13 protein-coding genes are annotated in these 12795 nt (G+C 72.2%); 1 reads left to right on the top strand and 12 read right to left on the bottom strand.

Features of this window, described 5'->3' with window-relative positions:
* Positions 1–90: 90 nt before the first annotated feature.
* The 7 genes from JQN83_RS13980 to JQN83_RS13950 all read right to left on the bottom strand — a co-directional run bounded on the left by JQN83_RS13980 (position 91) and on the right by JQN83_RS13950 (position 5486).
* Positions 91–921, bottom strand: a complete 831-nt coding sequence (locus JQN83_RS13980) for a LacI family DNA-binding transcriptional regulator (protein ID WP_208567563.1) — start codon at positions 919–921, stop codon at positions 91–93.
* Between the two features lie 17 nt (positions 922–938).
* Entirely contained in the window at positions 939–2225 is a 1287-nt protein-coding gene (locus JQN83_RS13975; RefSeq protein ID WP_208567562.1) for an ROK family protein, read from the bottom strand.
* 57 nt (positions 2226–2282) lie between these two features.
* Positions 2283–3065, bottom strand: coding sequence for a hypothetical protein (locus JQN83_RS13970; protein ID WP_307799262.1), 783 nt, complete (start codon positions 3063–3065; stop codon positions 2283–2285).
* 80 nt (positions 3066–3145) lie between these two features.
* Positions 3146–3685: a PspC domain-containing protein gene (locus tag JQN83_RS34110; protein ID WP_307799261.1), complete on the bottom strand. Its 540-nt coding sequence runs from the start codon at positions 3683–3685 to the stop codon at positions 3146–3148.
* A 4-nt stretch (positions 3686–3689) separates the two neighbouring features.
* Positions 3690–4013 (bottom strand): PadR family transcriptional regulator, encoded by a 324-nt coding sequence (locus tag JQN83_RS13960; protein ID WP_208567561.1) that lies wholly within the window; start codon positions 4011–4013, stop codon positions 3690–3692.
* Between the two features lie 115 nt (positions 4014–4128).
* A complete protein-coding gene (locus JQN83_RS13955) occupies positions 4129–5154 on the bottom strand; it encodes a zinc-dependent alcohol dehydrogenase (RefSeq protein ID WP_208567560.1) in 1026 nt (341 codons plus the stop codon).
* The gene (locus JQN83_RS13950; RefSeq protein WP_208567559.1) at positions 5151–5486 is read right to left on the bottom strand and encodes an L-rhamnose mutarotase; all 336 of its coding nucleotides are present in this window, start codon (positions 5484–5486) and stop codon (positions 5151–5153) included. Before JQN83_RS13950 ends, JQN83_RS13955 begins: the two co-directional genes overlap by 4 nt.
* 173 nt (positions 5487–5659) lie before the next feature.
* Here JQN83_RS13950 and JQN83_RS13945 point away from each other — a divergent pair, with 173 nt between their 5' ends.
* Entirely contained in the window at positions 5660–6355 is a 696-nt protein-coding gene (locus JQN83_RS13945) for a FadR/GntR family transcriptional regulator (protein ID WP_208567558.1), read from the top strand.
* Between the two features lie 15 nt (positions 6356–6370).
* On the opposite strand, the gene JQN83_RS13940 is transcribed toward JQN83_RS13945, so the two are convergent.
* The 5 genes from JQN83_RS13940 to JQN83_RS13920 all read right to left on the bottom strand — a co-directional run bounded on the left by JQN83_RS13940 (position 6371) and on the right by JQN83_RS13920 (position 12288).
* Complete coding sequence (locus tag JQN83_RS13940) at positions 6371–7252, bottom strand: amidohydrolase family protein (RefSeq protein ID WP_208567557.1); 882 nt, start codon at positions 7250–7252, stop codon at positions 6371–6373.
* On the bottom strand, positions 7249–8574 hold the full coding sequence (locus JQN83_RS13935; RefSeq protein ID WP_208567556.1) for an enolase C-terminal domain-like protein: 1326 nt from the start codon (positions 8572–8574) through the stop codon (positions 7249–7251). Before JQN83_RS13935 ends, JQN83_RS13940 begins: the two co-directional genes overlap by 4 nt.
* Before the next feature lie 75 nt (positions 8575–8649).
* The gene (locus JQN83_RS13930) at positions 8650–9687 is read right to left on the bottom strand and encodes an ABC transporter permease (protein ID WP_208567555.1); all 1038 of its coding nucleotides are present in this window, start codon (positions 9685–9687) and stop codon (positions 8650–8652) included.
* The gene (locus JQN83_RS13925) at positions 9680–11221 is read right to left on the bottom strand and encodes a sugar ABC transporter ATP-binding protein (protein WP_208567554.1); all 1542 of its coding nucleotides are present in this window, start codon (positions 11219–11221) and stop codon (positions 9680–9682) included. Before JQN83_RS13925 ends, JQN83_RS13930 begins: the two co-directional genes overlap by 8 nt.
* Complete coding sequence (locus JQN83_RS13920; protein WP_208567553.1) at positions 11218–12288, bottom strand: sugar ABC transporter substrate-binding protein; 1071 nt, start codon at positions 12286–12288, stop codon at positions 11218–11220. The genes JQN83_RS13925 and JQN83_RS13920 overlap by 4 nt, the downstream gene beginning before the upstream one ends.
* Positions 12289–12795: the final 507 nt, after the last annotated feature.

Below are 12795 nucleotides of genomic sequence, written 5' to 3'. Positions count from 1 at the left end.
AGCGCGTCTGCGAGCTTTCTTTATGCGCCTCACTAAGTCAAGCGTATCGATGCCGTTTCGACGGACCGCCAGGTGAACCGCGCCACTGACCTATCGGGGCGTGCTGGTCGTCTCCCGGGCCACCACGGTTTCGGTCGCACACCACCGCTCCGGCACCGACCCACCGTCGATCAGCCGCAGCACCGACTCGCCCACCGACTCCCCGAACGAGTGCACGTCGAGGCTCATCGTGGTCAGGGCCGGCGAGGCCAGCCGGCACAGGCTGGAGTCGTCCCAGGCGATCAGGCTGACGTCACGGGGGACCCGGTGGCCCAGCTCCTTGGCCGCGTGCAGGCCCGCCACCGCCATCAGGTCGTTGTCGTAGATGATCGCCGTGGGTGGCTCGGGGCCGGTCATCAACCGGGCGGTCAACCGGGCCCCGGACTCCGCCGAGTAGTCGCCCTCCACGACGACGGCGTCGACGTCGGCGGCCAACATGGCGGTGGTGCGGGTCCGGGTGTGCAGCAGGGTCCCGGGGCCGGTGATCCGGGCTATCCGCTGATGCCCGAGACCGACCAGGTGCGCCAGGGCTGCCCGCATCGAACCGACGTCGTCGCGCCGTACCGCCGGGGTGTCGTGGCTCGGCTCCCCCGCTACCACGACGGGCAGCCGCAACTCCCGCAGCACCGCCGGTCGGGGGTCGTCCACCGACGGGTTCACCAGCACGATCGCGTCGACCAGCCGCTGCTGCGCCCACCTGCGGTACGCGGCGATCTCGGCGGCGTGATGGGCGACCACGTGCAGCAGCACCGACCGACCGTGTCCGGCGAGCCGCTCCTCGATACCCGCGATGAACTCCATGAAGAACGGTTCGGTGCCGAGCAGCCGGGGAGGGCGGGCGAGCACCAGGCCCACCGCGCTCGTCCGCCACGCGTCGTCCACTGCGTACCCCCGGTCAGTCAGCTTGCCGATTCGGTGAGCCTGGTCCGCTCCTCGGCCAGGTGTTCCGCCGGGCGCGGCCCGTGGCCCAGGGGCACGAGCTCGGATTCGAGGATCAATGCGGCGGCGCCGATGGCCGAGGCCGTGGCGGCGGACCGGGAGAGCCGCACGTCGACGGTGTGTGTGCCCCGGGAGAAGGCGGTACGCAGTTCGTGCCGGACGATGGGCAGGTACACCGACCCGGCGGCGGCCAGACTGGGACCGGTCAGCACGAGCACCTCGAGGTCCATGAGGTTCGCCAGGGTCCGGGCGGCCGTCCCGACGTACCGGGCCGACCGCTCCAGCAGGGCCAGCGCGCGCGGCTCGCCCCGGCGGGCGGCGCGGCTGATCGCGGCGAAGTCGGCGACCACCGAGGAGCGCCGGCCACCGGCCGCCAACCCCGCCGCCCGGGTCGCCGCCGGATCCGACCGGACGGCGGCGACCACCGCCGCCGGCCCGGCCAACGCCTCCACACACCCCCGGGCACCGCACCAGCACCGGGGGCCGTCGGCCGACACACTGACATGGCCCAGTTCACCGACGTTGCCGCTCGGCCCCCGGTAGGTGACGCCGTTGATGACCAGGCCGGCACCGATGCCGGTGCCCATGTAGAGGGCGGCGGCCGAGGCCGCGGTGCCGAAACCGCCCGTCCAGTGCTCGCCCAGCGCCGCCGCGGTCGAGTCGTTGTCCAACACCACCGGCAGGCCCGCCACCTGTTCCAATGCCCGGCCCAGCGGGAACCCGTTCCACTGCCGCATGGCGGGGGCGAGCCCCACGTCCGGCGGGCCACCGATGCCCCGGGGGGCGTCGACCGGGCCGGGGAACACCACGCCGACGCCGAGGATCCGCAGGCGTTCCACCCCCACCCCGTCGATCAACGCGGCGATCTCGGTGGCGATCCGGGCGACCACCACCTGCGGCTCTTCGGCGCCGGCACCCGGTCGGGAGATCCGGGCCACCACCGTCCCGCCCAGGTTGGTCAGGGCGTACGTGATGACACCGTGGTCCAGGTGCACGCCGACGGCGTAGCGGGAGGCGTGGTTGAGCTGGAGCAGCACCCGCCGCTTGCCCCCGGTCGACTTCGCGTGCCCGGTCTCGACGACCAGATCCTCGTTGATCAGCTTGCGGACCAGGGTGGAGATGGTCGGGGCGGTGAAGCCGGTGGCCCGGATCAGGCCGACCCGGCTGATCGTGCCGGCCGCCCGGATCGCGTCGAGAACGACCGACTTGCTGCTCGCCTGGGGTTTGCTCGCTGCTGGTCCGCTCACTGCTTCTCTGCCAGGGGCTGTTAGGTCGGCCGAGCCGAGTATACAAGGATCCCGATGTCACAGGGCTCGGCTGCGGCAGATGACCGTCGCGTCGTCGGTCGCGACGCCGTGCCGGTCCTCGGCCTGCCGGACCTGTCGGATCACCTCGGCCGGACCGTGGTCCAGCAGGCGCAGCAGTCCCGCCCAGTCGGTGAGCCCGAAGGTGTCCACGAGTCGGCTCGCACCATTGCTCAGCAGCGCCGCCAGCGTCACCTCGCCCGCCGGGTGGTTGCCGGTGACCGCCTCGGCCACCACCTGCGGGTCGTCCTTGGCCACCCAGAAACCGCCCGGCTTGTTGCGGTGCCCCCGCAGCTCGCGGAGCAGCCGCCGGTACTCCTCGCTGCCGGCGGCGACGCCCACCAGCCGGCGCTCGAAGGACCGGGCGATCACCACCTCGCGGGGGTCATGGGCGACGACCGGCGCACCGGACGCCCGCCCGACGACCACCACCGCGTCCCCGAGGACCAGGTGCTCGACCAGGTCGTCGGAGAACCGGAGCATCGCCACGGCGGCGTGCGGGCTGCTCGGGTGGGTGACGTCGCAGGTGTCCCGGTGGACGTCGGTGACCTGGACGATCCCTTCCGCCAGGACCTCCCGCAGGCTCCGCTGCGCGGACAACCCGCCCAGCAGGGCGCCACCGAGCCGGTTGGCGTACCAGGCCACACCGTGGCGGCAGACCTGGTCGGCACCGGGAACGCCACCCGCGCCGTCGACCAGCACCAGCCCGGCCGCCACCGCACCGGCGAAGTCCTCGTTGGGGCGACCGGGATGTCCCGCGTCGGTCGCCAGCACCACCCGCACGCTCTGATCATCACACGGTCGGCCCGGCGGGCGTGGCCCCGACCGGCGGCGGCCGTGCCACGTCCGCCGGGACCGCCGGCTCACGCGGGGCGCGGCGCGTCCCGTCGGCGTCGGTAGTCGGCGACCGTCGGGACGGTGGGGAGTACGAGCAGCAGGACCAGGTACGGGATGCCGAGTAGTCCACCGGTGACCAGGGTGAGCAGCAGCACGACGGTGCGGACCCAGTCGACGCGGAAGTCGCCGTACGCCGCGATGCCGAGGCAGACGCCGCCGAACCACTTCCCCTCGTCGATCCGGCACCAGAACCGGCCCCGCGGGCGCTGTCCGGCGGCGGGTGGTGGGGGACCTGCCGGGCGGACCGGGCCGAACCCGTCCAGGATCGCTGCCATCTGCGCACCGGTCACCGGGGCGCGGCCGGGCCCGGTGAGGGCGCCCAGGCGGTCGCCGATCGCGGCTTCGAGGTCTCGGACGACGTCGTCGGCGTCCTCGTCGGTGTCCTGGTCGCCGCGCAGCGCGCGGTGCGCCTCGTCGAGGTACCGCCGCAGGGCGGCACGGGCGTCGCCGGTGGCGGGAAAGGCCGTGTGGTGGCCGGTGAGCCGGATGGTGGTCGGGTCGTCCACGGAGTCATCGTCCGATCGTGTTGATCATGTGGGTGAGTTCGTTCCAGTGCTCGCGGAACGCGGCGAGCTGAGCCGTGCCGGCCCCGGTGAGGGAGAAGTACTTCCGGGGCGGGCCGGACGGCGACTCACGCCATTCGTGCTGCACGAGCCCGTCGCGGCGCAGCTTGCTCAGCAGCGGATACAGCGTGCCCTCCTGGGTGGGGAAGCGGGCTTCCTGGAGTGCGGAGAGGATCTCCGCCGCGTACCGCTGCCGGGACTCGACGGTGGCCAGGACGAGGGGTTCGAGCAGGCCGCGTCGCAGCGCGACGAGCTTGGGGTCGGTCTGCATGCGGCTACCTTGTCACAACAAGGTACCTGTGGCAACGCCGGACCGGGCGGCGGCTCCCGGCCCGGTCGAACTCGCCGTACCCCCGGGGGGTAGGGCAGCTACCCGACGTGCGGGTTCAGCCCACGCCCCCGCAGTCCACCAGGATCTTCACCTCGCCGCCGGTGGCCAGGGCCCCGAACGCCTCGGCCACCTCGGCCAACGGCACGATCCGGGTGATCAGCCGGGTGGCCGGCACCTGTCCGGTGTGCACCAACCGGACGGCCTCGGTGTAGTCCCCGCGTTCGTAGACCCGGACGCCGATCATCTCCAGTTCACGCCAGAAGACCCGGTGCAGGTCCACCTCCCGGGGGGTGGGATGGATCGCCACGATCACCAGCCGACCGCGCGCGGCGAGCAGGTCGGTCGCGGTGCGGACCCCGGCGGCCGACCCCGACACCTCGAAGACCACGGCGGCCCCGGCACCACCGGTCGTCTCGTGGACGTGCCGGGCGACGTCGACCGTCGCCGGGTCGACGGTGCGCAGCCCGAGTTCGGTGGCGAGCGCGCGGCGACGCGGGTCGAGTTCGAGCACGGTCACCTCGGCGCCGGTGGCCCGGGCGACCGTGCCGATGAGCAGGCCGACCGGGCCGGCCCCGATGACCACCGCGTGTTCACCGGCGGTGAGCCGGGAGCGTCGTACGTCGTGCACGGCCACCGCGGTCGGCTCGATCAGGGCGGCGTGGGTCAGCGGCAGGTCCCCGGGCAGTGGCACGAGAATCCGCGCGGGCACCGTCCAGGACTGTTGCATCGAGCCGGGGGAGTCGATGCCGACGAAGGTGAGCCGGTGACAGATGTGGCTGTGGCCGGCCCGGCAGGCGGCGCACTCGCCGCACCAGTCCAGCGGCATCACGGTCACCGGATCGCCCACCCGGTGGTCCTCGACCCCCGGGCCGGTCTCGGCGATCCGACCGGACATCTCGTGGCCGATCACCGCCGGCACCCGCACCCGCTGGTCCATCGCACCGTGCGCGATGTGCAGGTCGGTGCCGCAGATCCCGGTGTACGCGACGTCGATGCGTACCTGGCCGGGGCCGGGCGGCACGATCGCGGTCGGCTCGACGACGAAGGTGTTGTCGCCGACGTAGTGTGCGCTGTGGTTCATGACGCCTCCTCGGTCAGGTGCCAGACCTCGCGCATCGGGGCCCACCAGTGCCCCGAGCCGGGTTCGGCGAGCGATTCCTGGCATGGATCGGTCAACGTCCACCACTGCCGGGTACGGGGGTCGTCGGCGATGCGGCGCTGGTCGGCGTCGTGGTCGGCACCGACGTACTCGTAGTAGCCGAACAGCAAGTCGTGGTGCAGGAAGATGCTGTAGTTGCGGATGTTCGCCGCGCGCAGCGTCTGCTCGACGTCGGGCCACACGGCGGCGTGCAGCCGAAGGTAGGTCTCGCGTTGCTCCGGTCGGAGCCGGATCAGCCAGCCGTAGCGTTGCACGTCGTACCCTTCCGGTTGCGGTGGCGTTCTCCGGCCGGCCGGGTGTGCGGTACCCGGGGGTGACCGGAGCCGGGGAAAACATCCGATGTCTCTATATTGGGGTGGGCTGTCGTCGCCCGCCGCGCACGGACCGTCGTGACGACGCCCGACGGACCGGCCAGAAGGGGACGCGGATGGCACTGACCGACGACGCGATCGCGAAGATCCGGAGCATGGTCCAGAGTGGTGAGCTGCCGCCGGGGGCCCGGCTGCCCCCCGAGCCGCAGCTGGCCGAACAGATGGGCCTGTCGCGCAGCGGGGTCCGGGAGGCGGTCAAGGTCCTCGAATCGGCCCGGGTGCTCGACGTACGACGCGGCGACGGGACGTACGTCACCAGCCTCGCCCCCCGGCTGTTGCTGGAGGGGCTGGGGGTCGCGGTGGAGCTGCTGCGCGACGACACGCTGTTGGAGGTCATGGAGGTGCGGCGGCTGCTGGAACCGATGGCGACCGGCCTGGCGGCGCTGCGGATGACCGACGCCCAACTCGACGACCTCAGCGCCATCCTGGAGCAGATGCGGGCGGCGGCCGACGACGCGGAGCAGCTGATCCGGTTCGACACGGCCTTCCACCACACCGTCGTCGCGACCACCGGCAACGAGACCCTCACCTCGCTGCTGGACGGGTTGTCCGGCCGTACGCTGCGGGCCCGGGTGTGGCGGGGGCTGATCGAGAGCAACTCCGCGCACACGACGATCGACGAGCACCACGCGATCTACCTCGCGCTGCGCTCGCGCGACCAACTGCTCGCGCAGGCGAGTGCGTTGCTGCACGTCAACACCTCCGAGGCATGGCTGCGGACGGTGCTGGCCGCCAAGGTGGCGAACGGGTGAGCCCACCGGCCGGGATCACGCGGGCCGCGCCGGGAGCAGCGCCGCGACCCGGTCGGCCAACCGGTAGGTGCGTACGGCGGTGCCGGCGAGGATCTCGTGCCGTTCCCGGTCCGACAGCGGGGGCAGCGCCGCGGTCAACGCCCGCCCCACCCCGGCGTAGTCCGACCTGAGCAGGCATACCGGCCAGTCCGACCCGAACATCAGACGCTCGGCACCGAACTCGGCGACCGCCACCTCGACGAAGGGGCGCAGCTCGTCCGGTGACCAGTCCGGGCCGGCCTCGGTGACCAGGCCGGACAGCTTGGCGGTGACGTTGGGTTGGGCGGCCAACGCGGCCAGCGGGCCGCGCCAGCGCCGCAGCCCGGCCGTACCCTCGTCGATCCGGGGTTTGCCGAGGTGGTCCAGGACGAACCGGAGCTGCGGCACCGCCCGGGCCGCCCGTGCCGCCGCCGGGAGCTGGTCGGCGCGGATCACCAGGTCGAACGCCAGCCCGGCGGCGGCGAGCGCGGCGAGCCCGCGACGCACGTCGGGCCGGTCGAGGTAGTCCGGGTCCGCCTCGCCCTGCACCTGTGAACGCACCCCGGCCAGGTATTCGCCGCCGCGCAGCCGGCGGTACCGCCCGACGGTGGCGGGCACGTCGTCGGCGGCGACGTCCAGCCAGGCCACCACCGCCAGGATCGGTGCGGTGTCGGCGGCGTAGCCGAGGAATTCGGCCGCCTCGTCGGGATGGCAGCGACCGCCCTCGACCAGCACGGTGCCGGCCACCCCGGCGGCGGCCAGCTCGGTGGTCAGGTCCGCCGGGGTGAACGGTCGCCGGATGGTGGCGAGTTCCGGCGCGTCGAGCCAGGTGTACCCGCGTTCCGGTCGCCACAGGTGGTGGTGCGCGTCGATGATCATGGGATGGGCGCTTCCGCCGGCACCGATGCGTCGACCCACTGCGGGCCGTCCGGGAACCGGAACGCGGCCAGCGAGGCCGGCAGGATCTCCGCGCTCATCCCCGGGGTGGTGGGTGCCAGGTACCGCCCGCCGGTGACCCGGACCGGGTCGACGAAGTGTTCGTGCAGGTGGTCGACGTACTCGATGGCCCGGTCGTCGGTGCTGCCGCTGACCGCCACGAAGTCGAACATCGCCAGGTGCTGCACCAGCTCACACAGCCCGACCCCACCGGCGTGCGGGCAGACCGGCACCCCGAAGTGCGCGGCGAGCAGCAGGACCGCCAGGTTCTCGTTGACCCCGGCGACCCGGCAGGCGTCGATCTGCACCACGTCGACGGCGTCGGCCTGGAGCAGCTGCTTGAACATCACCGCGTTGTGCACGTGCTCACCGGTGGCCACCCGGACCGGGCTGAGCGCCTTGCGTACGGCGGCGTGCCCGAGGATGTCGTCCGGCGACGTCGGCTCCTCGATCCAGTACGGGTCGTACGCGGCCAGCTGCCGCATCCACCCGATCGCCTCGGGCACCCCCCAGATCTGGTTGGCGTCGACGGCGAGGCGGATCTGCGGCCCGACGGCCTGCCGGGCGATGCCCATCCGGCGTACGTCGTCGGTCAGGTCCCCGCCGACCTTGAGCTTGATCAGCTGGTAGCCGTCGCGGACCGCCTCCGCGCAGAGCCGGGCCAGTTTCTCGTCGTCGTAGCCCAACCACCCCGGGGTGGTGGTGTACGCCGGATACCCCTCGGCCAGTAGCCGCTGTTCCCGCTCGGCCCGACCGTCGCCCGCCCGCCGCAGCAACGCGAGCGCCTCGTCCTCGGTGAGGGCGTCGCGCAGGTAACGGAAGTCGACCTGGGCGACGAGCTGTTCGGGGGTGAGGTCGGCCAGCAGCTTCCACAGTGGCTTGCCCGCCCGCCGGGCGGCGAGGTCCCAGACCGCGTTGACCAGGCCACCGGCGGCCATGTGCACGACCCCCTTGGCCGGGCCGAGCCAACGGATCTGACTGTCGCCGACGAGCCGGCGGGCGAGGGCCCCCGGGTCGGCGACCAGCTCGTCGACCGGCTGGCCGATCACCATCGCGGCCAGCGACCGGACGGCGGCGACCTGGATCTCGGTGCCGCGTCCCACCGTGAAGACCAGCCCGTGCCCCTCGGCGTCCGCCGAGGTCCGCAGGACGACGTAGGCGGCGGAGTAGTCGGGGAACGGGTTCATCGCGTCCGACCCGTCGCGGTGCACGGAGGTGGGGAAGCGGACGTCGATCGTGTCCACCGAGGTGATGCGTTCAGTCAACGGAACTCCTGGAGGGGGGAACGGTGCTGGGTCTGCGGCCCGCTTCGTGGGCGTGGCGCGCGGGATCGGGGTGGGTCAGGTCTGTGCCTTGCCGCCGGTGATGCGGGAGACCACCAGGGCGACCAGGATGACCGCGCCGTTGAGGAAGTTCGTCCACTGTGCCGGTACCCCGGCCAGGGTCAGCACATTAATGATCATGAAGAGCAGCAGGACACCGGTGAACGCGCCGAAGACGCTGCCCTTGCCGCCGTTGAGGCTGACCCCGCCGATCACCGCCGCCGCGAAGACCTGGAAGATCGCGCCGTCACCCTGGGCCGCCGGCACCGCCGCCAGCCGGCCGCTGATCAGCAGCCCGGCGAGAGCGGCGAGCACGCTGGCCACGATGAGCGCGACCCACAGCACCCGGTCGGTGCGGATGCCCGCGGCCCGGGCCGCGTCGGCGTTGCCGCCGATGGCGTACAAGGCCCGCCCGGCACGGGTGTGACCGAGCACCACGATCCCCACGGCGAACAGCAGCAGCGACACCCAGATCGAGGCCGGCACCCCGAACCAGCTCGTCGAACCGAGGTACGTCATCGACCCGGGCAGCGCGAAGAAGGTCTGGCCACCGGAGATGCCGGTGAGCAGTCCCCGCAGGATGATGAGCATGCCCAGCGTCACGATGAAGCCGTTGAGCCCGAACCGGACGATGAGCAGCCCGTTGAACGCCCCGACCAGCGCCCCGACCAGCAGCACCACCGGCACCGCCCAGGCGTCCGGCAGCAGGCCGAGCCCCAGCCCCCGGGTGAGGGCCGGATCGACGACCAGCCAGGCGGCGATGCCCGGGGCGAGCCCGAAGGTGCTCTCCAGCGACAGGTCCATCTTGCCGGTGATCAGCACGATCGTCTGGGCCAGCACCAGGATGGCGATCTCCGACATGCTCTGCAGCACGTTGATGACGTTGTCGGAACTCAGGAAGACCGGGCTGATGATCCACCCGACGATCGCCACCGCGACGATCGCCGGCACCAGCGCCAGGTCCCGCAGCCGGGCGAGAGTCAGGTGCCGCGACGGCGGTCGGCTCGGTGGCGGCACCGGAGGCGACGCCTTGCCGGTGGACAGCGTCTCAGACATGGTGGATGTCCACCCCTTCCATGGCGGCTACCAGATCGTTGTCGCTCCAGCCGTGGGCCATCTCGCCGACGACCCGCCCCTGGAACATCACCAGCACCCGGTCGCAGATGCGCAGGTCGTCGAGTTCGTCGGAGACCACCAGCACGGCGGCGCCGCGCCGCCGTACGTCCTCGACGACCCCGAGGAGGGTCTGCTTGGACCGCACGTCGACCCCGGCGGTGGGTGTGATCAGCACCAGCAGCCGCGGGTCGTTGGCCAGCGCCCGGCCCATGACGACCTTCTGCTGGTTGCCGCCGGACAACTCGGCGACCGGCACCTGCGGCCCGGCCGCCTTGATCGTCAGGTCGGCGATCGTGTCCCGGGCCAGGGCGTCGCGACGGGCCGGCGAGATGAGGCCGTACCGTCCGATCCGGTCCGGCACGGTCATCGTGACGTTCTCCGCGATCGACAACGACGGCACCAGACCCTCCCGGTGCCGGTCCTGCGGCACCAGCCCCACCCCGGCGGCGAGGGCGTCGGGCACATTGCCCGGTCGTAACACCCGGCCGGCCAGGCTGACCGTCCCGCCCACCGGGCGGGCGAGACCGACCATCGCCTCGGCGACCTCGACCTTGCCGCTGCCGCCGCCCCCGGCGAGGCCGACGACCTCGCCCGCCCGGGCCTGCATCGACATCTCGGCGCCGGACGAGGTGACCAGGTCCCGTACCGACAGCAGCACCGGCGCGTCGGACGTCAGGGGCCGACGGTCGGCCTCCGGCATCGTCACGTCCTCCCCGGTCATCGCGGCGACCAGCGCCTGCCGGCTCAACTCGGCGACCGGGGCGGTGACGACGTGCCGGGCGTCGCGGAAGACCGTGACCCGGTCGCACAACTCGTAGATCTCCTGCAGGTGGTGGCTGATGAACAGGAACGTCACGCCGTGCGCCCGCAGGTCCCTGATCCGGGTGAACAGGCGGCTGATGCCGGCGGCGTCGAGCTGGGCGGTCGGTTCGTCGAGGATGATGAACCGGGCACCGAAGGACAACGCGCGGGCGATCTCCACGAACTGCCGCTGCTCGACCGAGAGCGTCGCGGCCGGCTGGCGTACGTCGACCTCGACCGACCAGGCCGCCAGCAGCTGTTCGGCCTCCCGTCGCAGGCTCGACCAGCGGATCAGTCCGCTGCGGGAGCGCGCGTGCCGGTTGAGGAACAGGTTCTCCGCCACGGTGAGGGTCGGGATGATCGTCGACTTCTGGTAGACGCACGCCACCCGTTGCCGCCAGGCGTCCCGGTCGGCCAGTGGTGGGGCGGGACGCCCGTCGAAGGCGACCGCCCCGCCGTCGGCGGCCAGCAACCCGGTCAGGATGCCGACAAGCGTCGACTTGCCGGCGCCGTTGCGGCCCACCAGGGCGTGGGTCTCACCGGGCCGGACCATGATCCCAGCCCCGGACAGGGCGACCGTGGAACCGAACCGTTTGCTGACGTCGACCGCCTCGACGACGGGTCGGTCCTGGCCGACCGGCCCGTCGCCGGGGCGGTGCGGGGTGGCACTCATGCGTTGCGGCCCCACAGCGAGGCATCGTCGAACTTCACGGTCGGCTGCCCCCCGATCGGTGCGCCGTCCAGGGTCACCAGGGGCGCGGGCAGTTGGTCCTCCAGCAGGCCGTCGCGTACCTGGATGATGGTGCTGCCGTGGTCGGTGGGGCCGGGCTGGAACGTCCTGCCCTCGATCGCCGCCTTGGCGTACTCCAGCCCGTAGCGGGCGTAGAGGTCGGCGGGTTGGCTGACGGTGGCATCGATCAACCCCTCGCCGATGTCCTTCAGCTCCTCGGGGATGCCGTCGTTGGACACGACGAAGACGTGCTTCGGGTCGGTCGGCGGCACCTGGAGGCCCCGCTGCTTGAGGATCTGCAGGGTGCCCGACAGCGCAAACGAGGACTGCATGTAGACGCCCCTGATGTCCGGGTCGGACGCGAAGCGGGTCTGCAACTTCGACGCCGCCACGTCGGCCTTCCAGTCGGTCGCCTCGCCGAACACCTTGATGCCGGGGAAATCCCGGCCCATGCACTCGTTGAACGCCTCGGTGCGGTCCCGCCCGTTGATCGAGTCCAGGCCGCCCTGGAGCATGACCACCTTGCCCTTGCCGCCCAGCTTGGCGCCCAGGAACTGGCACGCCTTGGTGCCGTACGCGCGGTTGTCGGCGCGGACCACCATGAACACCTTGCCGCTGTCGGGTCGGGTGTCGATGGTGACCACCGGGATCTTGCGACCTTCCAGCTGGGTCAGGGTGGGCGCGATGGCGGCGGTGTCCTGCGGGGCCATCACCACCGCCTTGACGCCCTGGCTCATGAAGGTCTGGGCGTTCGAGATGAGGTTCGCGATGTCGTTCTGCGAGTTGGTGGTCTTGAGTTCGATCCCCAACCCGTCGGCGGACTGCGGCACGTACCTGATGTAGGAGTTCCAGAAGTCGGTGTCCGAGCGGGGATAGTCGACCCCGATCAGCGGCTTGCCACTGCCCGTTGCGGTCCCGCCGCCCGACCGGTCACCGCAGCCGGCGGCGAGGGTGGCCGTCACCCCGAGCAGCACGGTCAGTCCCGCGCTCACCAGATGTCGGTGGTTCATCGTGTTCGCTCCGTTCCTCGGGGGAGTGGTCCGGCGCGGGTGTCGCCGCGACCTGGGGGATCGCGGCGACACCCGCGCCGGCTGGTGCGCCGCGCGGATCAGCCGGGAGCGACGGTCCACGGCAGGTTGGTGCTGCGGTCGAAGCGCCACTGCCTCAGCGGTGGGCCGGCGGCGGCGCAGTCGCCGCCGGAGGTCAGCTCCAGCAGGTACGCCGGGGCGTCGGCCGTCGGCCGTCGGGCGTCGGCCGACCGACGCCCGGCTCTCGGTGCGGCTGCCGGGGCCGGGGATGGCGACGGACGCGGGACGGGACACGGAGATCCCTCCTGACGGCGGGTGGGGTGCGGGGTGATTTCCTGCACGCTCGACCGAGACATCAGACGTTAGAGTTTCCAGTGTGTAACGTCAATGCCTCGACCGTCGAGCGCGGTGCTGAATATGCCAGCAATCCGGGCGTCCTCGGCGAGGTGCGGCGGGCAGGCGTCATACCAATCGCGCCGCCGCGCCCGT

This window comes from Micromonospora antibiotica, from assembly GCF_017599305.1.
In the GTDB taxonomy this organism is placed as follows: Bacteria; Actinomycetota; Actinomycetes; order Mycobacteriales; family Micromonosporaceae; genus Micromonospora; species Micromonospora antibiotica.
Note: the sequence above shows the minus strand (reverse complement) of the source record. Positions and strands in the feature narration are given on the sequence as shown.